At 50.6% G+C, this 25734-nt stretch carries 19 protein-coding genes; 2 read left to right on the forward strand and 17 right to left on the reverse strand.

Annotation, left to right across the window (positions count from 1 at the left end):
• Window positions 1-57: 57 nt before the first annotated feature.
• The 8 genes from RQP50_RS12255 to addB form a co-directional block, all read right to left on the reverse strand.
• The gene (locus RQP50_RS12255; RefSeq protein WP_315745625.1) at window positions 58-1425 is read right to left on the reverse strand and encodes an NfeD family protein; all 1368 of its coding nucleotides are present in this window, start codon (window positions 1423-1425) and stop codon (window positions 58-60) included.
• Between the two features lie 233 nt (window positions 1426-1658).
• Window positions 1659-2102 carry a GatB/YqeY domain-containing protein gene (locus tag RQP50_RS12260; protein WP_021256807.1) on the reverse strand — a complete coding sequence of 148 codons (444 nt, stop codon included), beginning with the start codon at window positions 2100-2102 and terminating at the stop codon, window positions 1659-1661.
• Window positions 2103-2117: 15 nt separating this feature from the next.
• Window positions 2118-2291, reverse strand: coding sequence for a 30S ribosomal protein S21 (gene rpsU, locus RQP50_RS12265; RefSeq protein ID WP_005547957.1), 174 nt, complete (start codon window positions 2289-2291; stop codon window positions 2118-2120).
• 189 nt (window positions 2292-2480) lie between these two features.
• Window positions 2481-2822, reverse strand: coding sequence for a histidine triad nucleotide-binding protein (locus tag RQP50_RS12270; protein ID WP_315745626.1), 342 nt, complete (start codon window positions 2820-2822; stop codon window positions 2481-2483).
• Window positions 2823-3217: 395 nt separating this feature from the next.
• Window positions 3218-6817, reverse strand: coding sequence for an AAA family ATPase (locus RQP50_RS12275; protein WP_315745627.1), 3600 nt, complete (start codon window positions 6815-6817; stop codon window positions 3218-3220).
• Complete coding sequence (locus RQP50_RS12280) at window positions 6814-8013, reverse strand: exonuclease SbcCD subunit D (RefSeq protein WP_315745628.1); 1200 nt, start codon at window positions 8011-8013, stop codon at window positions 6814-6816. The genes RQP50_RS12275 and RQP50_RS12280 overlap by 4 nt, the downstream gene beginning before the upstream one ends.
• 35 nt (window positions 8014-8048) lie before the next feature.
• Entirely contained in the window at window positions 8049-12380 is a 4332-nt protein-coding gene (locus RQP50_RS12285) for a UvrD-helicase domain-containing protein (RefSeq protein WP_315745629.1), read from the reverse strand.
• On the reverse strand, window positions 12358-15960 hold the full coding sequence (addB, locus tag RQP50_RS12290; RefSeq protein ID WP_072728905.1) for a helicase-exonuclease AddAB subunit AddB: 3603 nt from the start codon (window positions 15958-15960) through the stop codon (window positions 12358-12360). The genes RQP50_RS12285 and addB overlap by 23 nt, the downstream gene beginning before the upstream one ends.
• A 282-nt stretch (window positions 15961-16242) precedes the next feature.
• Here addB and RQP50_RS12295 point away from each other — a divergent pair, with 282 nt between their 5' ends.
• Window positions 16243-17220, forward strand: coding sequence for a DUF1835 domain-containing protein (locus RQP50_RS12295; protein WP_072728906.1), 978 nt, complete (start codon window positions 16243-16245; stop codon window positions 17218-17220).
• 156 nt (window positions 17221-17376) lie between these two features.
• Here the strand turns inward: RQP50_RS12295 and RQP50_RS12300 are convergent, their stop codons facing one another.
• A complete protein-coding gene (locus RQP50_RS12300) occupies window positions 17377-18759 on the reverse strand; it encodes a class I SAM-dependent rRNA methyltransferase (protein WP_072728907.1) in 1383 nt (460 codons plus the stop codon).
• 105 nt (window positions 18760-18864) lie between these two features.
• Between RQP50_RS12300 and RQP50_RS12305 the strand changes: the two genes are divergently transcribed.
• Window positions 18865-19830, forward strand: a complete 966-nt coding sequence (locus tag RQP50_RS12305) for a Na/Pi cotransporter family protein (protein WP_072728908.1) — start codon at window positions 18865-18867, stop codon at window positions 19828-19830.
• On the opposite strand, the gene deoC is transcribed toward RQP50_RS12305, so the two are convergent.
• The 8 genes from deoC to RQP50_RS12345 all read right to left on the reverse strand — a co-directional run bounded on the left by deoC (window position 19763) and on the right by RQP50_RS12345 (window position 25612).
• Window positions 19763-20476: a deoxyribose-phosphate aldolase gene (deoC, locus tag RQP50_RS12310; protein ID WP_072728909.1), complete on the reverse strand. Its 714-nt coding sequence runs from the start codon at window positions 20474-20476 to the stop codon at window positions 19763-19765. The genes RQP50_RS12305 and deoC overlap by 68 nt on opposite strands.
• A gap of 33 nt (window positions 20477-20509) precedes the next feature.
• A complete protein-coding gene (locus tag RQP50_RS12315) occupies window positions 20510-20941 on the reverse strand; it encodes an NUDIX hydrolase (protein ID WP_028531296.1) in 432 nt (143 codons plus the stop codon).
• 194 nt (window positions 20942-21135) lie between these two features.
• Window positions 21136-22476, reverse strand: coding sequence for a tRNA (N(6)-L-threonylcarbamoyladenosine(37)-C(2))-methylthiotransferase MtaB (gene mtaB, locus RQP50_RS12320; RefSeq protein ID WP_021256818.1), 1341 nt, complete (start codon window positions 22474-22476; stop codon window positions 21136-21138).
• Between the two features lie 3 nt (window positions 22477-22479).
• Entirely contained in the window at window positions 22480-23259 is a 780-nt protein-coding gene (locus RQP50_RS12325; protein ID WP_315745630.1) for a 16S rRNA (uracil(1498)-N(3))-methyltransferase, read from the reverse strand.
• 119 nt (window positions 23260-23378) lie between these two features.
• Window positions 23379-24062 (reverse strand): site-2 protease family protein, encoded by a 684-nt coding sequence (locus RQP50_RS12330; RefSeq protein WP_315745631.1) that lies wholly within the window; start codon window positions 24060-24062, stop codon window positions 23379-23381.
• A gap of 17 nt (window positions 24063-24079) precedes the next feature.
• A complete protein-coding gene (gene prmA, locus RQP50_RS12335) occupies window positions 24080-25060 on the reverse strand; it encodes a 50S ribosomal protein L11 methyltransferase (protein ID WP_021256821.1) in 981 nt (326 codons plus the stop codon).
• 160 nt (window positions 25061-25220) lie between these two features.
• Entirely contained in the window at window positions 25221-25418 is a 198-nt protein-coding gene (locus RQP50_RS12340; RefSeq protein WP_315745632.1) for a hypothetical protein, read from the reverse strand.
• A complete protein-coding gene (locus RQP50_RS12345; protein WP_021256823.1) occupies window positions 25415-25612 on the reverse strand; it encodes a YfhD family protein in 198 nt (65 codons plus the stop codon). The genes RQP50_RS12340 and RQP50_RS12345 overlap by 4 nt, the downstream gene beginning before the upstream one ends.
• Between the last annotated feature and the right edge of the window lie 122 nt (window positions 25613-25734).

A 25734-nucleotide genomic window follows, 5' to 3' on the forward strand; every position in this document is an offset into this window, starting at 1 on the left:
TTTTGTTATATGTGTGAAGCAAGAGTTAGAACCTATAGTCAAAAATACATAAAGGGGTCAATCTTTGGTCAACGATCGTACGACAATTCGTACGCCCTCCACCTCAACAACCTCAATCTCTTCGTCACGGCTTATAAAACCGCCATCTGTGACGACATCATATTTGATATCTCCAATCAAAGCCGTTCCTGATGGACGCAATGTTGTTAATGCACGCCCTGTCTTCCCGAGCAGCTCTGTATGATTTATATTCGACACGTAACCTTCATCTGTCGTCAAGGAATCGCGGAGAATGAACTTATTCCAAATGCCGCGGTGCTTGAACACACGAACGACAATGATAACCACAACCAGAGCAGCTGCAAAGGCAATGCCAAGCGACATCAGCGCATCTGCAGTATCATTAGCAGCTCGCACGACACCCGTAATCAAGCTTAACGATCCTAGTATACCCAATATGCCGAAGCTTGGGATGAACAACTCCAGTGCTAGCAGTATTAGCCCGATGATAAATAGTACGATGGTCTCCACCCCCGCTAGTCCTGCAATGTAGTGACCGAAGAAATACAAACAAAATCCAGCAATCCCCAGTATTCCTGGGACACCGAAGCCTGGTACAAACAGTTCAATTGCAACACCTGCGATTCCTAGGAACAGGAGCAATGTCGCAATCCCTGGATGAACAACAAAGGCTGCAATTTGTTCTGAGGTAGAAGGCTCAATCTGAACAAGATTTGCTTGATCCAGCTTCAACTGTTTCAACAGATCTGCCGTATTGGAAGCTACATATTCCGCATAGCCAGCTTTGCGCGCATCCTCCGAGCTCAATGACAACACCTCACCCGATGGTATTGTCCGTCCCAGCTCCTTAATTTCGTAAGCGCCTTGCAAATCAGCCATTGCTTGTGCAACGAGCGGATCTCTGCCATTTTTTTGTGCAACGGCTTTCATTTTGCTAACCCACATGGCGACCAGCTTCGGATCATTCACGTAATTATGAGCTCCATCAACCAATGCTGCCGATCCGATTGCACTGCCTGGAGTCATTGCGATCTCATTGGCGCTCAGTGCAAGATAACTGCCTGCCGATGCTGCATTGCCCTCTACGAACATAATCGTACGCACAGGGATGGAGATAATTCTCTGGCTGATATTGCCCGCAGATTCCAATTGTCCACCCGGTGTGTCCATCTCGATAATAATTGCTTCAGGACTTAGCTGTTCTGCCTCATCAAGTGCACGGAACAGGAAGGATTCCATAACTGGATTCACCGTTCCCTTCAGTGGAAGGACAATCACATTGTGTACCGAACTGCCTTCCGCTTTCACTTGAGCGCTTACAAATGGGATGCAGGAGAACAGGAGCATGATCGCTGTCAAAACTAAGGTGGCTAATCCTAGTGGTTTCCCTCGAAAATACCGCATGGTGAATGACTACCCCCTTTCTTATTCTGTTGTCGACAAATGCGATACGTGCTATTCAAAAAGCTTGCTGACAATTGTGGCATGACTCACATTGTGAAAACAGCCCTTTTGAACACATATAATAATACGTCCTGATCATGCCTTGCGTTTCATCTTTAGATATATAGAAAAAAACACTCCTTATGAATAAGGAGTGTTTTTTATCGTTTCGTCAATAGACGTAAAGAGATCGTTTATTGCAGACATTGTTGCACGACAGAATTGACTAACTTGCCGTCTGCGCGCCCCTTCACCTTTGGCATGAGGGCACCCATTACTTTCCCCATGTCGGCTTTCGAAGAAGCACCGGTCTCTTGGATGGTCTCTTGTACAATCACTTTTATCTCTTCTTCGGAAAGCTGAGCAGGAAGATAAGGCGTCAAGATATCAATTTCCGCCCGAACCCCATCTGCCAAATCGCCTCGACCTGCTTTTTCGAACTCGTGGAGGGCATCTTTCCGCTGTTTGATCTCACGACCTAGAATTTCAAGCACTTCATCGTCATTCAAAGTTCTTCTTTCATCTATCTCAACATTCTTGATCGCCGAACGAACCATTCGGATGGTGGAGAGTTTGAACTTGTCTTGACTTTTCATCGCTTGCTTCATATCTTCGTTCAATCTTTGGCTAAGATCCATTGGTGCGTAATCCTCCTAAAACTTTCTCTTGCGGGCAGCCTCGGACTTCTTCTTGCGCTTAACGCTTGGCTTCTCATAGTGCTTGCGCTTTTTAACTTCAGCCAATACGCCATCCTTCGCGATGGAGCGCTTAAAGCGACGAAGTGCAGCATCGATTGTCTCGTTTTTGCGAACTTTCGTTTCAGACACCAGTTATCCCTCCCTCCGAACAGACCGTCCAAGAACAAAAACACGGTTCATCAAATTACATTATATGTGATTGTAAAACTAGGTGTCAACCATGTGAACAGATTATAACGACATTTCATGGTTGGAAATGTTTGCACAGCGGCATTTTCCCACATGTTTATCTACCACTATATGGCTATAATACGCGATTTATCCAACCAATGCTCCCAGCTGTTCGCCGCCAAGCATATGATAATGGATATGGAATACCACTTGTCCACTATCCTTGCCGCAGTTGTTAATCAAGCGGTAACCCGATTCTGCAATGCCTAGCTCACGTGCAATTTGCTGAGCAGCGCGATGAATGTCTCCAATTAGGGCGAAATCCTCGCCTTCAGCATCGTTCATTGTTGCAATATGTTTCTTCGGAATCACGAGAATATGTACTGGAGCTTGGGGAGTAATATCGTGAAAGGCTACTACCGTATCATCCTCATACACTTTTTTCGAAGGAATGGAGCCTTCGACAATTTTACAAAAAATACAATCCATCTCTTTTCATTCCTCCCTTATATGTATTCGCTCTGAGCCTGATTTCAGGCTGTATGTCTCTTAATTTGGCGTACCCTTATCATAGCAAAAAAAAGAAGCCTGTCCAAGTGATCTATAAAAAGCAATAGCGTTTGTATGCGCACATACCGTACTATGAGGTTGGAATTTATTAAAAAAAGGACAAAAAAAAGAGCACCTCGTACCCCGCAATTGCGGGCAGCGCGTGAGCGCTGTGAGCGTACTGTTGCTGCAAGCATCGCGACTCTGGTTCATTGATCACGACTGTTTGCAGACACAATACGATCACCGAGGTGCAAATAGGAAAATTATTGATGTCGGCTGTCTGTATTATAACAGCCTGTTGAAACTGTTACTGTGAGCTAGTTCACAACTATCTAATTCGTTTCCATTACGATTCGTGACCCTTCTCCTGCTTGTTCTGCCGGTATGACAGCCAGCTTTCTCGCCAAGCGAGCACGCAGCTCCGGAACATGGCTGATTACCCCAACTGACAAGCGATCCGAATGCAGCTTCTCCAGTGCGGTAACAACCGTATCAAGAAGCTCAGGATCGAGTGTCCCGAATCCTTCATCAAGGAAGAAGAACTCGAGAGGGTACTTGCCCCGTAATTGAATCTGAGAGGACAGTGCAAGAGCCAGTGCAAGCGAAGTCAAGAAGGTCTCTCCTCCCGATAGTGTAGATACCGGTCTGCGGATACCTCCATTGCCATCATCGCGGATGACGAAGCCCCCGCCAGAATCCACTTCCAGCGCATAGCGCTGCTTCGTTAATACCTTCAATCGTTCTGACGCAGCACGGCTAACCTGCATAAGCTGTTCTTCCGCAATAAATTCGACGAAGGCGTTACCGCGGAATACAGCCTGCAGCTGGTGCAATCGGCCCGCATATTCTTCGGTGCGCGAGCGTGCTTCCTCAAGTTCTGTCCAGCGTGCATGCTTGCTACGTAACTGCTCCGCGTCCCGCTCTGCCTTTGCTTTCCGAGCAAGGGCTTCCTCTGCCGCTGCTTCGGCCGCCACTTTCTTCTCGCTGCAAGCGTTCCACTGCTCGTCCGTAACCACTGAAGAACCTATTCGCTCTTGCAATCGATTCAGCTGCGAACTAACATCCCGAACTGCATCGTGATAAGCGAGCAGCGTTTGCGCTAATTGTGAGGTGAGTTCTTCTGTCATCCGAGCGGCATATACATCTGAAATTTCTGTAAAGGAAGACTTCGACAGCAGATCTTGAAGACGTTGACCGCTCACTTCTACCTGCTCGGCAAGACTCGTCAAGGCTTGCGCAGCAAGAGCCGCCTGACGGCCTGCAGCTTCGCTTGCAGCCCGTAACCTTTCAGCCTCGTCCGCTGTTCGCTTAACTCGTTCACGAAGCTCTGCTAGACGAGCTGATGTAGCTGCTGCAAGCTCCTCTATGGATTGCTTCTGCAACCATGGCTTCAACCGAGTCTCGTAATCCCCTAGTAGACGGGCAACACCATTACACTCCGCTTGCGCATTGACACGCTCAACCTCAGCAGCTTGACGCTCTTTCGTGTATTGAAGAATTCGTTCTTTCATTTCCTCTATATAAACTGCACTCTTCTCCAGTCGTTCCCGGCAATCGCTCACGACTGCTTCTCTTGCAGTCCATTCCTGCTGCAAAGACGGCATCAGCGCGAATTCCCATTGGAACGCTTTGTAACGAAGATTCCATTCCTCATGCTGCTTGGCCAGAGCCTCTTCTGCTTCCTTCCATGCACGATTGGCGTCACGCAACGCCACAAATGAAGATTGGTAGCTAGACGACAATTGCTGCAGCTCCCATTGCTTGCCTGCAGCATCCTTCAGCAGTTGCTCCATAAGGCCTTCCATTGCACGAGCATTCTGGATGAATGACTGCACGTCTTGCTGTAGAGCTGTCAACTGATTCTCCACGGCAGCCAAATCCAATTCTTCAACATCTTTGCACGTGTGTGATCCTGCTTGCTCAGATGCTGCTCCTTCGCCGGCTTGCAGCGGCGATTCACCTTCCAACAGCATGTCCTTGTTATCTAAACCGAACGATTGCGCGGCAGCAAGCTCGGTCATAGAGTCTCTCCACGAAGGATGTTCGCCTCTCAGTTGGTCTTCTTCAGCCACTGCTGACAACTGATCGCGTATCAGTTGCGACGCTCGCTCGGACACTTCCTGCAGACGCTGCATCCAGGTCGAGAACTGTTCACGACTACGAGCTGCTTCAGCGTCCACATCCAGAAGCAATCGGCTCGATATGTTCTTCAGTTGCTCCCATTGCCGCCAGCGCTCGTCTCCATTTGTGGAGTTGACCTTAGCACTCGCATGTACATGGGCGGGGGCTGGATGTTCCTTCGATCCGCATACCGGACAGGACTCATTATTAACCAATGACAATGCTAACTGGACAGCCATTTGCTCCGCTGTTTCCATCCACTGCTTCTGGCGCTCATCATCCATTGCCGATTCGACCTGTGCAAAGAGATGGGTCACTTGCTCGCGAAGCCGTCTCCAGCATGTTCTTGAACGAAGCCCCTCTTCCAGTTTATGCCGAATCGTCCCAGCTGCGGACAACAGCTCTTCAAGCTTATAATTAAGCTTGCGATTGACAGCTTCTGTCTGTGCTTCATGCTTCATTCGATGGTTATTCAACTCATTGGAGCGTCCTTCCATGAACGTGATCTTATCATAGTAAGAGATCGCCTGATGGAAGTGTTCCTGCTCCTCGGCAGTCTTGACATGTGCCGCAAGCGTCGTTCGAAGCTCCTCTTGACGTGCCGCCGCCTTCTTAAGCAGCTGCTCTGATCGTTCAATATCAGACGCTGCAGAGTCATAACGTGCATGGGCACTCTCCAAGCGGAGCTTCCATTCGCCCTCCTCCTTGCGCAGACGCTCGCATTCCTGCTGCAGGCGAACTGCCTCTTGAAGCTGCTCACTCCGACGGAGCAATTCCGGCTCTTCACGCTCTTGAACGTGCTTCGCCTCCTCGGCAGCAGTCACAGCCTTCTGTGCATCCGATGCAGCGATACCCGCTTGTTCTTCACGAGATGCATGCTCTGCCACAGCCATGTTCCGCTTTACAATCAACTGCTCCGCTTCCAAGGCAACAGGTGCAATCCGCTCTGCCTCTCTCGCACGATTCAGCTTCGTCTCCTCTTCAGCGCGCTTCGGCGCCTCATTCTGCAGCTCAGACATTCTTCTCGATATTCGTGCATGCTCCTGTTGAAGCTCACGCTGCTCAGCCATAGCGTGATACTCCTGCTCAACAGCCTGCTTGGACGCCTTGGCCAGTTCCGCCTGTTCCGCCGCTTCTGTCAATGCCTGTTCTGCACTCGCCAGCGCTTCCTGCGAGGCATCACCCAATCCCTGCTGTTCAGCCGAGTAAGCCATCAGTTCAGCTTCAGCATCCTTGGCACGACGAGATATACGAGCAGACAGCTCATCTCCGTATTTCTCAAGCGAGAAGAGACGCTGAAGCATTTGACGTCTATCGCTGCCCTTAAGCGACAAGAACTCTGCGAACTTGCCTTGAGGAAGAACGACCGCTCTTGTGAAGTCATCCATTTTCAATCCAATGTGCTGTTCAACACAGCGAGTTACCTCAGCCAGCTTGTCAGCTAAGACGACCTCGCCTTCAGGCGTAATCTCAACAAACCTACTGACCGAGTTGCTTACTGTAATATCGCCCGTCCGCTTGAACCTGCGCTCTACGCGGAACGTTCTACGCTCCCCAGCACCGTTCAACTCAAATGTAAACGCAACAGACAATTGATTTTCCGCCTGATTCAATATGCCCTGCGTGCCATTCGTAGCTCGCTCTACCTTCCCATACAGTGCGAGCGTCATCGCATCCAAGATCGTAGACTTGCCGCTTCCTGTCGGGCCAAATATACCGAATAAACCTGTCTCGCACAGTGTTCGGAAGTCGAGGCACTGCTCTTCTCGATAGCTTTGCAATCCTGCCAGCTTCAACTCGATTGGCTTCATGCGCCTTCACCTTCCTTCTCCAACCCATCTTCTCCGATCAATTCCAAGAAGCAGTCCACTAATGCATCATCAGGCTTGGCTCCTCCAGTCTGACGCTCATAGAACCTCCGGAACAGTTCATGTACCGGTAGTTCACTACGGCGTCCTTCTTCAGCCGCAATTCGTTCAATCTCTGGATAAATGGGACGAATATTGACGATACCTTCATGATTTCGACGCAGCTTCTGAATCTGCTCTAACGTCAGAGCTTCTGTAAGATGAATGCAGACATCCAGCCAAGCACCAACATCCTTGCCCTCCTCAATCCAGCGAAGCGTCTCTTCATACCCACCGCGAACATTCCATTTCATGAGTGGCTTGCCGGAAGAGAGGAATCGCTCCTGAGGAACAGCCTCCTGACCTGGTGCCAAATCCAGCAGAGTGACCGACTTCGCCTGACCCGCCTCTGAGAAGCTGTAGCCGAGCGGCGATCCACTGTAGCGAATAACCCCCGGCCCCTTCACTGCCTGTGGCCGATGTAAATGGCCAAGTGCACTATACTGCGGTGCAGCAGGAGCTCCCATACAAGCGAACACGCTTGGATCAACAGTATAAGCTCCACCCACCTGAATTGGGCGCTCAGAATCACTCTCCAGTCCGCCAAGAACGTACAAATGACTCATAATCAAATTAACGGTAGAAGGTCGAAAACGCATGGCCTGATGAAGCAGCAGCTTCCCTACCTTCGCGCTGTATGCACTGCGCAGCTCATGTTCTTCATTGGAGGCTGTAAGCAGCTCTCCTAATCGCGCCTCAGATGGATAAGGCAGCCCTGCAATAACTGCATCTTCCCCCGTTCTCGCACAATGAATGGTCACTGGCTCCAGACTAGGCTGCCCGATTAGCGTCACGCCAAGCTCATGCACGAGTGGCGCTGATGCCGATAAGCGATCTGGGTGGTCATGATTCCCGGAAATAATTACGACCGGGCGCTTGCCCTGCTGCGACAATCTGGCAGCAGCCTCATAGAACAGCTGCTCTGCCGCTGCCGGTGGGTTAACCGAATCATATACATCCCCTGCGATCAGGATCAGGTCTGCCTGCTCTTCATCCGCCAGCTGTATGAACTCTTCTACGAAAGCAGCCTGTTCGTTTAGACGGCTCCTGCCTTCCAGCGTCCGCCCAAAGTGCCAATCCGCTGTATGCAAAATACGCATGGTTGTCTCTCCTTTCTTCCTGCGATTCTAATAGACTATAGTTCACACGCTTGCTTAGCATCGAAAAAGTACAGCACCTTACGGTCGACTGGACGATGCCATATCTGTTCGATTGCACGTGCGTATAAATTCAACTGGAAACGATAATGCTCCGTTAGTGCCTCTAGGCCGCCTCGATGTGCAAGCACCTTATCTGTCTTATAATCGAGCAGCACGAGCTGCCCTTCCCATTCGAACAGGCAGTCTATGACCCCTTGAACAAGTACCGTCTCCTGATCAAGCAAGCCAGATGTATCTCGTGCCGCGAAGGTCGAAGTTGCGACAAACCGCTCCATCGACGATTTCCCCGACCGATCGTTGTCCAGCGTTGGTTGTTCGCTAGAAACTGGCTCAGCTACCGGCACATCTTCATGAGCAGGGTTCTCCTGAGCGAGATTGCTATTTCCGGAACCGAGATGCAGCTGTCTCGTCAGTTCGATCGTATAAGCTTCAGCAGCTGTCAGACCATAGCTGAACGGAAGCTCTCGCTTCACCCATGTTGCCTGCAGCAGTTGACGGCCAACCTCACTCTCGAAAAAGCCAGCTACCGCAGCCTGATCAATCGCTTCCGCTTGCTTGCACGTCATATATTGATGCTGTACCAAATAAAGCAGAGTATTGCGAACAGTATCTATCGTCACATCCGAATGCAGAGGCATATGCTGCATAAAGAGATGATATAACGTCCCCCGTTCCGTTGGCGTCACCTTGCTAGCCTCCATAAATTTAGGACGGCGCAGATGCAGCGTGAAGCCTTCTTCACTCCTGGGAGAAGATGTAGCGGAGCCATTTCCCCCTGATGTCACCAAGGAATGGCCATTGTCCATAGTTGTTTCATTTCCAGCCATCGCTCTATCGACCGGCTCATGCTCGTCGGTACGAGGCTCTGAAATCCATTGGTCGGCTGGCCATTCATCCGACGCCGACATCCGTTTCATTTCCGTGACTGAAGTCTTCGCTGGTAGTAAAGTTGCAATCCGATTCGGATCCCGCCAGCGAAGCCGCTCATCCAGCGCAGCTTGCCAATCGCTTGACGGCATGTTCTCCTGCACTTCCAACCGCTCCAATGCCTCAAGCACCTGCGCCTTATCCTCATCCAGTTCCACTCCGCCGAGTGCTGTACCAGATGCAAGAACCGCGGCGGACATAATTGACAGTCTCCACTCCGAGCGATCATCATGCAGGCACTCCCCGTTCCGATTCGGAAGCCCCGCGAATCGGCGCCATTCCGACGCGGACATATGTCGAATAACAGATGGCCCGATCCAATCCATGTAGGAACGTGCCCGTGCCACCATATAATCAGGCAGCAGCAAGGACTCTACATCGAGTGCTTCTCCCCACTCCCGAATTGACTTCTCTGGATCATTGACAGTACCGATTAGAATCATCTTCTCCTTCGGTCTTGTCAAGGCAACGTACAGCACCCGCATCTCCTCAGCAAGCAGTTCCAGTTTCATTTGCCTGCGAATTGCCAAGTTCGGAAGTGTCGGGTAAGAAACTCGGAGCTCTTCATCTACGAACTTCGGCCCAAATCCGAGCCGCTTGTGCATCAAGAATGGCGAGTTCAAGTCTTGCTGATTGAATCGCTTCGACAGTCCTGCAACAAAAACAACTGGAAACTCCAGCCCTTTACTCTTATGAATCGTCATAATGCGAACTACATCTTCTTGTTCCCCTAACGCACGAGCAGTTCCCAAGTCTCCTCCTGTATCGCGCATGCGGTCAATAAAGCGTAGGAACCGGAACAGACCGCGAATGGAAGAGGATTCGTATTGACGTGCCCGATCATATAGCGCTCGCAGATTGGCCTGACGCTGCATACCTCCTGGCAAGCCGCCTACCCATTCGTAATACCCCGTCTCCCGGTACAGCCGCCATATGAGCTGCGATAGACTTCCTTGACGTGCCGCCGACCGCCAATGCTCCAGCTTGTACAGAAAGCGATACAGCTTATCCTGCAAGTCAGTGTCGCTTGATACCTCCTCAGCTTCTTGTTCTCCCGCTTCGGTTTGCATCATTTTACACACAGCATCATAGAAAGAAATACCCTTTCCCTGAAGTCGAACTTGTGCCAGCTCTTCTGCCGTAAGTCCGACAATCGGAGAGCGGAGAACCGCCGCCAATGGAATATCCTGCTGCGGATTATCAATAACACGAAGCAAAGAGAGTACAACCTCTACCTCCGTAGCCTGAAAATAGCCCGTATTGAACTCGGCGTAAGCAGGAATGCCTTCCAATCTCAGCTCTTCTACCATGAGCGGTGCCCATGCTTGCGTCGCCCGAAGTAAAATTACAATATCCCGATACGTCGCTGGACGCATTCGCTTCAAATGCTTATCGTACACGAGGAACGGTTCTGTTCCTTCATCCCCGAGCAGCCTGCGGATTTTTGCCGCAATTGCCCGCGCCTCAAGGCGTGCTGTTTCCATTTCAGCAGGATCAAGCGCTTCGACAGCCGCAGCTTCCACATCTGAATCAATATCCTCATTTTCATCGGAGGCCAGCTCTGCATCAGAACTTGCACTAGCCTTCTCAATGAGCACCAGCTCGGTTGCATAGTTTTGGCGTTCTGCAAGCTGCTCCATATTCGGCTCGCGCTGAGCAGCACACAATTCATCGCTGATTTGTTCCAAAGTTGGATAAGTCGCCCCGCAAACGAGCTCAGCAGCTTCATCATATTTCAGCTCAGCTACTCGGTCATTCATGATCTGGCGGAACAGCATATTGACCGCATCTACTACACCCTGTCGGCTGCGGAAATTGCGTGCCAAATCAATGCGTATCCCCTTCTGCTCGGAGCTGTCTGAAGAATAAGATTCATATTTGCTCAAGAACAGACCTGGTTCAGCAAGGCGGAAGCGGTAAATACTCTGCTTAACGTCCCCTACCATGAAGCGGTTGCCAGCGCCGGAACGCGTAATCAGATTCACAATCGCTTCTTGAACCATGTTCGTGTCCTGATATTCATCGAGCAGGATCTCAACGTATTGTTCTTCATACTGTCTAGCTGCTTCTGAAGGAATCGTATGCGCTGGTGTCGAGTCTGGATGGCGCAATATTCGAAGGCAGTAATGCTCCAAGTCCGAAAAATCCAGCCAACCCTTCTTGCGCTTTGCTTCCTCAAAGCGTTCACCGAATTCAATGACAACATCAGCCAGCGTATGCATGATTGGGGCTATCACGCTTAGTTCATGTAGAAATTGCTCAGGTGTTCTGCGGAACAATTCGTCCCGCAGCTGCTGCAGCCTCGCTTTTGCTTGGTCGCGAAGACGTTTCACCTGCTCCTGCAGTGATTTATCGTACTTATCTCCCCGGCAAGCAGCCAAACGGCCGAACGCCAATAAGTCAAATGAGGAGAAAAGCCTCTCCCATGGTTCATGTTCAGCGGCCTCAGCCAATGCAGCAGCACCTGACAATTCCTGAATTAGTGCCTCCCGATAGGGCTCAGGGCCTCCAGGAGCGTCCAATAATCGATACGCCTGCCGCAGCAGTTCTACAATTCCATTCAAGGTCAGGCGTGCATCCTGCATAACACTTGTCGTCCAAGGTGACTTGCCCAGTTCTTCCACCGATTGCACCTCGAACGAAGCGGCCATCTCCTTCAGCCATTCATCCGGCCATGGATGACTGCGCGAGAAGTCGAACAACTGCTGCACTAAGCGGAATGCGGCTTCATCGCTGCGTTCCCCGCTGAACCAATCAACCATTCGCTTGAATTCCGAGTGACCGTCCGCATAGCGCTGTTCAAACAATTCCTCCAATACGTCCTGCCGCAGCAGCTCTGTCTCCGTGTCATTTGCTATGCGAAAGGCCGGATCGAGCTGCACCGATTGGAAATGGCGCTGAATAACCTCTAGACAGAAGGAATGCAGTGTCGTGATAGAAGCGCGATTCAATAGCGCCAGTTGACGGCGCAGATGCTCAGAATCAGGCTTCGCCTCCAATTCCCGCTCCAAGGCAAGTCGAATACGCTCTCTCATCTCGGATGCAGCCGCCTTTGTAAAGGTTGCGACAAGCAGCTGGTCGACATGAACGGGGTGTTCTTCATCACTAATCGTCTGAATAATACGCTCCACGAGAACCGCTGTCTTCCCTGATCCAGCAGCAGCTGCGACAAGCACATTTTGTCCCCCGTCAACGACAGCACGCCATTGTTCATCTGTCCAGGTGCTTCCTTCCGGCTTATCTGGCAGCACCCTTACTGTAGGCGATGCCTCTACAGAACGAGACTGTGTCCAATTCAGATTCAGCAGATCGAACTCCAGCTCCTGCTGCCGCTTGCCGCCGAGCGCTTCGTCCCCATTATGATTCTCGTTCTGATTCATTGTCCGCTGCTCCTCCTTCCATCTTCATCCACACTTCGTCCTTCGTCATCCGCGGCAATACATGATAGTCGTTGCCTTCGGTCAACTCATCGAATTGACAAACTGGCTTATAACTGCAAAAATCACATGCCTTCTTCGTCCCAAGGCGATAAGGGTCTATCCGAACATCACCATCTGTAATCCGGGTTCCGATATCTTGGATCACATGACGAGCCGTCCCCCGCAGCATATCCCATTGCTCCGTAGTCGCAACAGATGCATTGCTGTAGAACGACCCATCCGCCTTCACCGCAACCGGGAGAATGTCTGAATACCCTTTTTCAAGCGGCTCATCCATCAAGGACACAACTTCGCGATCCGCCAGGACGAGTCCGCGCATTTTATATTTCTTCATCATTTGCTCATAAGCTTGCTCCACACTCATTCCATTCGCCGCCTGCAACAAAGGATTGTGAACATGGAAATAGAGTGTGCCAGCAGGCAATGCCGACGAGCCGAGCCACAGTTCCGCATACGTAATCAATACATCCAAATAAGTGAGCATTTGCAGCGACAGACCGTAATACACTTCCTGCAGCTTCAAATCTGTCGAACTCGATTTATAGTCAATGACGCGAAGCAGCACGCCGTGGTCACTGTCCGCCTTGTCTACCCGGTCAATCCTCCCGATGATCTCCATCGTACATCCATTGCTTAGAGTAAATCGAAGCGGCGGCAGCGGCTTGTCCGGACCAAAATCCATTTCCAGTCCAATTGGCTCAAACTGACCTCTGCGAGCATGCTCTCCAAGCACGGAAGCAGCACGGCCAACGATTCGCTTCAGCTTGAGCGAGATATGCTCATAACGCTTCGAGCTAAGCAGAATCTCCCCTTGCAATTTTGGGGCAAGCATATCCACGATACGATCTGCTTCTGCTCGACATTCATCCGCCGACAGTGCTGCCCAAGTTCGATTCGAGCTCTGCAAATCTATGGCAAAGCGGCTGAGCGCTGCATGGAACAACTGCCCGATGTCTGGAGCCTCCAATCGATATACCCGACGTTCCTTCAGCTTCAAGCCATGGGAGGCGAAGTGCGAGAACGGACAGGCTACGAAGCGCTCCATGCGAGACACACTGGTTCGCAAGGCAGTACCGTACAAGTGACGGCTTGTGGTCGGAGTAAGTGTCTCTGCTTGATTCCGATACAATAGCGAGCCCATCAGCACCTTCAGCCGATCATGCCATGCTGGCTGCGCGGCGAACCAGCGGTATACATCCCACCATATATTCGCCATTGGTCTTCCTTGGCGCCACTGTCGCAGCTGAACAATCAGGTGTTTCAGCGCAGATTCCGGATAGACAGCGAATTCCGATTGCTCCTCCTCATTCATGAATTCATTCGGCTCAGCCATGACGAGCCGCTCTTGTACACGTGGGAACATGCCGCGTACATGCCGAACCACCTCGGACGGCAGCAATGTCTTCCCTTCTTCATCAGCGAGTGCGTAGCTAATCCACAGACTGTCGCTAGGCGTCGCGAAGGACTGATAAATTAAGAACCGCTCGTCCAGAAGCTTGCGGCGGACGCCAGGCGCGAGCTCCATGCCTATCTGCTGCAGAGTGTCCCGTTCATGCTCCGTAAGCACGCCATCCTCAATCGGACGAGCCGGTATAACGCCATCGTTCACGCCAAGCATATATAAGTGCTTAATTTGGCCGGGTCTTGTCCGATCCATCGAAGCAATGAGCACTTGATCCAGCGCTGGCGGAACAAGCGCCATCTTGATGCTCTCAAATCCGGTATCCAGCATGCCGCCGAACAATTCAATGCTCATCTTCTCTTCGCCGACCATCTCTACCATTTGATCCAATATATCTAAGAGAGCCCCCCATATTTGCCGATGTTCCCGTGATAGTTGAACCTCTCCGTCAAGCAATGCATCTTGGCTCATGCGCTCCAGCTTATGAGGCACACCAAGCGCCATCCAGAACGCATACATAGCCTCGCACATGCCGCGAACGTTCGAGCTCGCCTTCATTGCGCGTGCAAGCTCAGCAATCGGATCGGCAATGATGCTGCGGCATTGCTCCACCCACTCTGGAGCATGTCTTGGCCGTTCAACAGCCTCAGCTTCTTCAGTTGTGCCCTCCGCTGCTCCATCTGCATGATCAGGATCAAGCGACATTTCCGGCATTGCAGGCCATGGACGCTTGCTTGTCCACCTGCCCCCTTCGATGCCGCATGCAAGCACATAGTTCTCCAACTTGTCAAAATGCTCTCTTGTAATCGAACCATCTTCGGACAGCAAAAAATCGGTTTTAACAAACCGAAATACTGCGTCGTATTTCCAATTGCCTATTATGATATCAAGCACCGCTCGCGTCATCTCAACAAATGGATGATGCAGTACTGATTTCTTCTGATCCGTAAAATAGGGAATCCCCGCCTCGGTGAATACCGTATCAATCAGCTCACCATAATGTGCAATGTTCCGCACCATTACCGCCATGTCCCGCCAGCGTACCTGCTCGTTGCGCACACGCCGCAGCATTTCCCCAGCAACCGCTTCAACCTCGGCGCGGCGATGTACTGCCGCCTGCACCGTAACCTCTCGCTTCGTATCGTGATCGGACGCATGGCTATCCTTGCTCTTCACATTAACTTCCGGTTCACGATAGGGCACTTTGCGTTCAAAATGCCGCTCCAGATGAGCAAGCTTCGGAGAAGCTGTATAACGAGGAAGTGGCGCTTCCTTCGAGTCAAGATGCGTTATGCTTCCGATGTCCGCACCAAGCGTATCGGCCATCTCTAACAGCTTCAGCATAGTAGTTGCCGTTGGATGGAACAAATTCAGCTCATGCGGAACTTCGCCAAGCGCATAAGCCTTATCCAAACACAGCGTCACACTTACATTCGGCGCATGGAGAATGAGCGAAGCGAGAACCGCATATTCTTGTGGGGTAAATCCGTGAAACCCGTCAATCCAAATATCAGCGTTCTTCACGTACTCCGATGCTGCAACACCCTCGGACAACCGAGCAAGCACGTCTTCCCCATCCAAGTAACGACCAGCCAATTCCGATTCAAACTCATGCAGGATGCTGGAAATGTCGCGAAGCTTCGCGGATAACAGCGGTTGTCCTGTCATGTGAGCGTCCAAAAAAGCAAGATGCTCCTCAACTTCACTGGACTCTACTCGATACCGCTTCATCTCATCAAAGAGATCGTTAAGCTTCTCGATAAATCCGAATTGTTCTGCTGCACCCGCAAATAAAGGCAAATCTGACTTGCGGCGCTGCAAAATCTTGTAGAGCAGCATCTTCTTGCCCTCTTCATTGATCGCTGTTAGTGCAGTGCCGCCAGCCTCTTGCATGACGCGATACGCAAGTCGCCGGAAGCTTAGTACTTGCGCTCTCAATATGCCAGCGATTCCATCCTCACGAATGAGTGCATGCTCTGCCTGAAAGGTTGCCTGTTCGGGGACTATCCATATAATCGGTGCCCCGTCCGCTTGGCTGCGAAGCTCATCTCGTAAGCTTCTTAACACATGCTCCGTCTTGCCACTGCCGGAACGACCGATGACAAAATGCAACGGCAAAGTGATCCCTCCATTTCCCTAAATGCGATTCATGGCATCTACTTGCCACGATATGATACACTATGATCAAACCAATAATTGGTATATAATTTCGGTTACACCCGATTCTAGCATTAGGTTTCATTATATCATATTTCAAACTAGCGATAGAACACATGTTTGGAAACGATGCCGATATTCGCCATCTGCTTCTTGTGAGTTGCAGTGCATCATGTAACTTCGTAATCGAAGGCGAGGCTCATGTTCAACCTACCCTCTATTCGAATAAGGAGGCTGATTGTCATGATACATATTGTCAATGGAGATTGTACTGCCATGCAGCTAACCAAAGTCGCCGAACAGCTGTGGAATGAGCAGGTATGGGTATATTCAGAGCTGCTGACCGAAGGCCCCGTATACGCTAGGCTTGAGCAGTATCTGGCTTATCGAGCGCTGCAATTGGAGCGAATGTGCGGGCTGCCTTCCACTGTTTTTTTGCAAAGAGGAAATGAACAGGAACGCACGTGGAAATCAGATATTTTGCCTGCTCAAGAGATTGCATTATGGTTCGAACACGATCTGTTCGACATTACCATGCTGCTCCGCTTAGTAGATCGCCTGACACAAGAGAATGCGCATGCCAAGCTATATTGGATCGACATCGCCTCCATTGCTGAACATGATCGCTATCTCGGATTTGGGGTGCTTACGGGAGAGCAGTTGGCCCCTTATCGAGATGCCGCCATACGGTTATCCGCTGAGCGCATCGAATGGATGCGTTCTGCTTGGATTGCGTATACAAGTCCAAACCCACAGAAAATTGCACAATGGGTTCAGGAATCAAGCAGTATCCCTGCTCCATTTTGCGCTATTACGGAAGCGCTTCAATTCCACCTCTCCCGTTACCCCTCAACACAGGATGGAATCGGGATTGTCGAGCGATCCACGCTAGGCGCTGTTCAAGATGGGGCTGTTACATTTCAGAATTGCTTCGAGATTGTTCGCAATCAACTGCCGCAATACGGACTTGGGGATATGCAGTTCTGGGGATACCTGCGCCGAATGACCCGCGGAGACGCTCCGTTGCTTGAGCTCTCTCCCTCTTCATCCTCCTTGCCGGAACCTCTCATGTCTCCATTAGCCGATGCTGGTCACCTCCTCTTAACCAAAAGCGGTCAGCAGGTACTGGATGGTACTCTCAACTGGGCTCAGACTGGTGGATATGGACGCTGGCTTGGCGGCGCATTTATTACCCGATCGACAGCTGGAATAAGAGCATAGAGTGAAGAAACCGAAGAAACTCGAATATATGCTAACTGCTGACTTTATCCCATAAATACAGCAAGCGCCATTCATTGCAGACGATCCCAAACCTGTCTGCAATGAATGGCGCTTTTCTTGTTTACTCTTCCTTATCCTATCGATACTTTAGGAAGATTACTTCGAGCGAACCTCGAAGATGGCGAACTTCAAATAATGACCTTCATCCACTCCCGCAATTTGCGGGTGATCCTTGCCGGCAGGACGCCATTCGATAAGGCGCAGCACCTTGCCTGCATCCTGGGCTGCATCCAATATGGACTGCATGAACATGTCCGGACGCATATGATAGGAGCAGCTTGCTGTCACAAGATAGCCGCCTTCATTGACCAGCTTCATACCATGAAGATTGATGTCCTTGTAGCCCCGGTACGCGCCTTCGACAGCACCTCGCGTCTTCGCGAAGGCCGGAGGATCCAACACGACGACATCCCACGTACGTCCGCCTCCAGCAGTCATCGGTTTCGAAGTATCCACCTTCTTCGCACTAGATTCTCCGCTTGCCCGCTGCGTGCGCTCCTCCAAGCCATGAACCTGCTCACGCAAATAGGCGAAGGCATCCGCAACGACAAACTCAACACGGTCTGTAAAGCCGTTCAGTTCGACATTGCGCTTTGCACTCTCGATCGCATGCTCGGAAATATCGAGACAAGTGACCTTCTTGGCTCCATATTTACAAGCATTCAACGTGAAACTTCCTGTGTGAGAGAAGCATTCCAACACCGTCGCACCATCCCACCATGGGAATGTAACCGGCTTTCCCTTCGCATTAAGTGGCAAGCTCTGCACGGTTCCATCCTCGGCCTCTACTTCACCCATGTGGATACCGCTTCGAGCTCCCCAGCCTGTCATAAGCGGCGCAATGGAAGCGCGGTTCTCACGCTGGTCGAAGAAGTAGCCTGTCTTCTGCCCTTCTACGATATCAACTTCGATGATAAGCCCGTTCTCCTCTACTTGGACATGGCGCGGACAATCTCCATACAGCACGCCTGTCTTCAGTTCAAGACCCTCACGCTCACGAATTGGCACATCGCTGCGCTCATAGATGCCGCGCGGCTGCATGACATCGACTAGGGCTGCCACCAACGCTTCCCGATGGACATCCATGCCCAGCGTCACAATCTGCACGACGAGAACATCGCCAAAGCGATCCACGATAAGTCCTGGCAGAAAGTCTGCTTCGCCGTATACGAGGCGATAAGCCTTGGCTCCAGGCAAGAAGCGCTGACGATGTGCAACACAACGTTCGATTCGCTCTTTGAAGAAGGCTTCATCCATTGCTTCAATTGGCTCATAGGATACGATGCGCACCGTAATTTGCGAGGCAGGATTATAATAGCCTGTTGCAATGTATTTCCCCTGAGCGTTCTGGACATCGACAAGCATCCCCGGCTGAGGATTTCCTTCGACTGTTTCAATCTCTGATTGATATACCCAAGGATGGGAGCGTTCAATTCTCTTTTTCCGCGAACGGATTAATTTCACATAAGGCCTATTCAATTACAGTTCTCCTCTCAGCTCCAATGGCATGTCATGGTTGTCCACTCGCAAGCATAGAATGGAATAGCTTATTGCGACGAATTATGGATGACAAAGGAGCCCTTCATGTTTAAAGAAATTTGGTTCCCGCTCCTTAGCGGATTGGCATTGTTTCTATTCGGAATGAAAACAATGGAGCTTGCCCTGCATGCTTGGGCTGGCCCCTACCTGCAGCGGTTTCTATACCGTTCTACCCGCACCCCTATACATGGAATGCTGTTCAGCGCAGGCATGACAGCCGTACTGCAGAGCAGCACGGCCATCACGGTCATTACGATAGGTCTGGTCAATGCCGGTATTATGAACTTCTCCCGCACGCTCGGCATCATTCTAGGCACCAATATCGGCACTTGTCTGACAACCGAGTTGATTAGTCTAAATATAAGCCAATTCGCCAAGCCCCTCCTCTTCCTGTCCTTAGCCGGATGGTTCATTGGGGCATTGGCCGACGAATATCAGCCTAAGCTGCTGCACCGCATCGCCTCTTGGTGGCGACCGCTCCAATTCGGCTCCCTTGCCGCAGCTGGCTTCGCCTTCATTATGCTCGGCATTGAATGGATGAAGCAGATTAGTGAGCCGCTGCAGCAGCGCGGATTATTCACTTGGTTCTTGGAACGATCAAGCGACAGTCTGCTCTGGGCCTTGGCAGCGGGCGTCGTCATAACAGCACTCGTGCACAGCAGTGCAGCTATTATTGCAATGGCCATGGGATTATCAGCTACCGGGGCATTACCCGTTGAAGTTGGCATTGCGATCGCAATTGGATCGAATGTTGGCACCTGCTTCACAGCCGTCATTGCTTCACTTGGCGGGACAAGAAGCGGACAGTTCGTCGCCTGGACCCATGTCGTGCTGAACATTGGCGGCGCTGTCCTATTCTATCCTTTTATCAGCCAGATCGGACAGCTTAGCGCCGTATTTGGCTCCGACGCCGCCGGTCAAATTGCACACGCCCAGACCATTTTTAATATTGCAAGTTCCCTCCTGGCCCTGCCTTTGTGTTACCTGCCGGTTTGGAACCGGATCCGTTAACAATTGCAATACCGAAACTCGTGCCGATGCGCGTTGCTCCCGCTTGAATCATTGCGAGCGCTGCGGCGGTATCCCGAATGCCGCCGGAAGCCTTAACGCCCATATGCACAGGTACATGTGCCCGCAACAGACGAATATCTTCCAGCGTTGCCCCGCCCTTGCCGAAGCCGGTCGACGTTTTGACAAAGCGGGCACCTGCCGCTTCCGATGCTTTGCATGCCGCAATCTTGTGCTCTGTATGGAGAATGCCTGTCTCCAAGGTGACCTTGACGATCGCGCTTCCCTCAACCATCCGGACAACCTTGGCGATATCCTGTTCAACAGCCTTCACATCTCCGCTTAACAGGCTTCCAATCTGCAGCACCATATCGATCTCAGCAGCCCCGTCCTCTACCGCCCGAGCCGCTTCAAATGCCTTGGCTTGACTGGCACTAGCCCCCAATGGAAACCCGCATACCGCCGTCACATTCACGCCGGTTCCATTCAGTAGATCGCGACAAACGGATACCCAAGCTCCGTTCACGCACACACTGTAGAAGTGATATCGGCTCGCCTCCGCACACAGCTTCTCAATATCGCGCGCTGTCGCTTCCGGCTTAAGCAGGGTGTGATCGATATATGGTGCCAATTGAAGCTGATCCGTCATGCAAACTCTCTCCTTCCTGCAATGTGCAGAGAATTAAAGATTTACGGATATGGACAATTCCTCAAATGCCTTTTGCAGGATGTGGTCGTTGTTATCATATCCGAACTCACGCTGCTTCTCCCACGCTTCTTGCGGACTGTACCACTCTACGCTGCGAATTTCCTCAATTTGCGCATGAAGCTTGCCTTCCTCTGCCTCAACGAGGAAATAATGCACCTCTTTATCAATTGTACCCGCTTGTGGTTGTACATATTGATAATAAATGGTATCGAGTTTGGTATCGATTCGTCCATGAATCCCCGTCTCTTCCCATATTTCACGCAACGCCGTCTGTTCAATCGTCTCTCCGGCCTCCATCTTGCCCTTGGCCAGCGAGATCTTGCCATACCGATCTTGGATCAGTTGGATCTCAATTCCTTCTCCTCTTCTACGGTAAACGACTCCTCCTGCGGATACTTCCTTCATCGTGCGCACCTCCATTTATGTTCGTTACTCCTATGTATATATCCTAACCGAAAAGAAAGAGGATTTCATCCATTCAGCCATTGCTGAGCGGAGAATCCTCCTCGATTCTTTATTCAGTAGTTTCGGTTGTTTCGTTCTCTAGCTTATTGCATTTTTCTCTATTTCCAATAGCCTATCCTGGTTAGACAAGGCGATTAGGAAGCAACATTTGGCTCCTGGCCAATGACGCGTGTAAGAATACCTTGATTCTCATTCACGCCCGCTTCTGTAATTTTCACACGGCATAATTGGCCAATCAAGGACTCATCTCCTTCGAAGATTACTTGAAGGTAATTGTCCGAGTAGCCCATCAGCATGCCAGCACCTTCATCGCCCTTCGTGTTCCGTTCTGGAATCACATCGACAACTTCTCCAACGAACTTCTGTGCATATTCCAGCTGCATTTGTTCAGACAGATCAATCAGCTCATGAACGCGAGCATGCTTCACTTCTTCATCCACTTGATCCTCCATGCGCGCAGCCGGAGTACCTGTACGCTTCGAATACGGGAATACATGCATTTCAGAGAAGCCCACTTGCTTCATAAATTCATAGCCTTGACGGAAATGCTCATCCGTCTCACCTGGGAAGCCTACAATGACGTCTGTCGTAATCGCCACATTCGGCATTGCCTCGCGAATACGAGCAATCTTCTCCGCGAATTCCTGTGTCGTATATTTGCGGCGCATACGCTTCAATACTTCGTCATTGCCCGCTTGAAGCGGAATATGCAGATGACGACACATTTTCGAGGACTTGTTCAGTACTTCGATCATGCGATCATCAATTTGGCTGGCTTCAATGGAACTGATACGAATACGCTCAAGCCCCTCTACCTTGTCCAAATCCCACAGCAGATCGGTCAAGTCATAGTTCTCCATATCGTCGCCGTATCCACCGGTATGAATCCCTGTGAGCACGATCTCCTTGTAGCCTGCCGCTACGAGCTGGCGAGCCTGATTCAACACACTCTCCGCTTCACGGCTGCGGGATAGACCACGCGACCAAGGAATAATACAGAATGTACAGAAGTTGTTGCACCCTTCTTGAATCTTCAAGAACGCACGCGTCCGCTCTGCGAAATCAGGCACGTCCAACTCCTCGAACGCACGTGTCTTCATAATGTTGCGTACCGCATTAATAGGCTGGCGCTGTTCATGCAGCTCACGAATGTAATCCATCAACTTCTCACGATCCTGTGTGCCGATAACGAGATCAACGCCTGGAATGTCAAGAATCTCCGCAGGCGATGTCTGCGCATAGCATCCTGTTACCGCAATAATTGCGTCAGGATTGCGGCGCACAGCGCGACGAATGATTTGACGGCTCTTCTTGTCGCCTGTATTGGTTACGGTACACGTATTAATCAGGTATACATCTGCCGTCTGCTCGAAGTCGACCTGCTCATAGCCTTCATTTTTGAACAATTGCCAGATCGCTTCTGTATCGTAAAAATTGACTTTGCAGCCCAATGTGTAAAATGCTACTGATGGCATCGTTCACATTCCCCCCATTTCTCCGAATTGATACATGATGCAGGCACATGCAGCCATTCCTGCCGTTTCTGCTCGCAATATGCGGCGGCCTAAGCTGACACATCGTGCTCCAGCTTCCACAGCGGAATGAATTTCCTGCGCAGCAAATCCACCCTCAGGCCCGATGACAACCATCATTCGAGCTTGCTTCGCCATACTTCCCTGCATGTCGCCCTGTGTAGGTGCGAACGCTTCTAATACGTCGCGCAGCATCGTCCCTCGCTCATCCTCATAGCAGATAAGAACAAGGTCATAGGATGCGAACTGGGCCGTCAAGGCCTTCCAGCTCATTGATGTTGCGATCGTCGGGACAACATTCCGATGAGACTGCTCAGCTGCTTCCTTCGCAATCTTGCCCCAACGCTCCAAGCGCTTCGCTTCCTTCTTGCTGTCATATTGAACAACTGTCCGTTCTGAGATGAACGGCATGAAATGCACGGCACCAATCTCCGTGCATTTCTGAATGATAAGCTCCATTTTATCGCCTTTCGGCAAGCTTTGCGCAATGGTTACTTGTACGGTCGGCTCTCGGTCGAAGTCCCTCATCTCGACAATTCGAGCTTCTACCCCATCCGCACCACACTGCTCAATCACGACGACCGCCTCACGCTTCTCCCCATCGCTGACCAATATCTCAGCTCCAGGCTTGAGGCGCATTACGTTCATAATATGGTGGGCATCATTGCCCGTAATTTGTATGCTTTGATCTCCGAACTGCGCGGAGGGCACAAAATATTTCTGCATCGTAATCAACATTCCTCATCATACACGTTTTAAGCGGCATTCGCCAGCATTGTCAACATTTTTCACTCGTATTCTGGTTACTCCTTAGACAGCGTGGACAGCTTGCTGCGCAGGCATTCTTAACTGCCTACGATGAACATAGCTGCTCGGGACATCTCCCTCATGATCGGCTGGATCAAGCTGAACAAAGGCCCTAGCGTCTTATCCCGCAACACAGGGATGAACACGATAATCAAGAAGATAAAGATCGACCATTGTTCAATCTGCTGCAACCGGGAACGTACATGAGCCGGCGCCAAATCTTCCACTATGCGATAGCCGTCAAGCGGCGGCAGTGGAATTAAGTTGAACAAGAACAGCAGGACATTGTTCGAGATCAAGAAGGAAAAGAAATAAAATAATGCCAAGTGGATCCGATTCCCAGATCCCACATCGACAAACCCCAATTTAAATCCAAGATGAAGCACCAATGTACCAATGAATGCTAATAGCAAGTTGCTGAGCGGTCCGACTGCGGATACAACAATCCCCATTGCACGCGGCTTTTTGAAGTTGTCCCGATTGACCGGAACAGGCCTTGCCCATCCGAAGCCAGCGATGACGAACAACAGCATACCAAGGAAATCAATATGTTTCGTCGGGTTCAAACTGACGCGGCCGAGCATCTTCGCTGTCGGATCACCAAATTTCCATGCGGAGTAAGCATGTGCAAATTCGTGAACAGTGAACGAAATCAACAGTGACAGTACGAGAAAGGGCAGCAACTCCAGCTTGACTACCAGCAGGCTATTTAGAAAATCCATAAATTGTCCCCTCTCCTCTATTCAAACGGCTTGCGCGCAACGAATGCAATCCAGTCTTCTTCCCGGTGCTTCGCTTCAACAATGAAGCCTTTCGCGAGCAAATCCTGCTCCACGACGTCTTCTTTATTTTTGTAAATGCCTGATGCGATGTAAACTCCGCCTGGCTGCAATGCTTCGTAGACATCCGAGACGAACAGCAGAATGATCTCCGCCAAAATATTGGCTACTACGATCTGAACCGGAAGCTGCACGCCAAGCTCCTGCTCCTCATCGGTACCGCTCGTTTTGATAATACTAAGCAGGTCGCCTTCTCGCACTGTTATTTCATCGGCTAGACCGTTCAAGCTGGTATTTTCCTTCGCGCTTAATACCGCAACCGGATCCAGATCAATCGCAAGCACATGCTTGGCGCCAAGCTTGCAGGCTCCAATTGCCAATATGCCTGAGCCTGTCCCAACATCAATGACATCTTCTCCGCCTTGAACGACACTTTCCAAGGTACGCAAGCAGAGCGAGGTCGTCGGATGTGTTCCCGTACCGAATGCCATCCCTGGATCCAGCTCAATAATCTGCTCACCTTCTTGCGCCGTATAGGACTCCCATGTCGGTTTAATTGTCAATCGCTCTGTAACACGCGCTGGCTTGAAATACTGCTTCCATGCATTTGCCCAGTCATCCTCATGAACGGTCTTCCACGAAATTAGAGCTTCACCCGGATCGATCTGATAGCTTCTGAGTTCTTCAATACGCTCACGAATGACTGCTTCTACTTCCTTCAAATCCGTTCCATCTGCAAAATATCCTTGTACGACTGCTTGTCCCTCAGGGATATCGTTCAGTGGAGATTGATACAATTCCCCATACGTAGTATCGCGCTGCTTGTTAAGCGTCCCCGATTCTTCAATCGTCACGCCCCCAGCGCCAGCCTCATGCAAAAAGTTCGATATCATTTCAATTGCTTCTTCGGTTGTATGTATCGTTAATTCATGCCAATGCACGATCGTACATCCTCCTATACATCTTAAAATAGCTACACATTCTATTTATTGTACACAAAAACAAAACTCCATACAACGAGCGTTCACTAAGGAGCGCTATCGCTGTGGAGTTTTGCCTCTTTATGTTGATTCATTCAACGCATTATTCAGTTGTCGGCGCTCACTTGGAGGCTTCGCCTAAATGGTCGCGGATGAGCGCATAGGCCCGATCCAGCACGTCCTCTTTAACATCCGCGCTGACCATGTAATAGTCGTCGCCTGCCGTAATACGTATGTCTTGCCCTCTTAATGCCTCCAGCTTGCGCTCACATACATCTGCAGCCGAAGCATGCTCAAAAGTACCTGTTATGCGTGTCACGACTGTTCCGCACGCTCATCGGCCTGATTCGCACGCTCCAATGCCTTCAAGTCATCGCGATCCGCCTCTTCATATGAAAATTCCACATCTTCAAACTTGCCGTCCGCTGGGACAACCTGTTGATTAACGTCCGCATCTGCCTGCTCGCTATAAGCGCTTGAGGGGCGGTTATGCGTATCATGGAAATTGTTCATCGGTGCGCCTCCTTCGGGTTCGTCATCAATATATCTCCTCCATAACTTGAGTCAGTTCCCATCGGATTATGCATATGGCGTAAATACAGTCGTACATAGTTCTCTAAGAAACAATAAAAAGG

The organism is Paenibacillus suaedae, from assembly GCF_032337355.1.
Lineage (GTDB): Bacteria > Bacillota > Bacilli > Paenibacillales > Paenibacillaceae > Paenibacillus_B > Paenibacillus_B suaedae.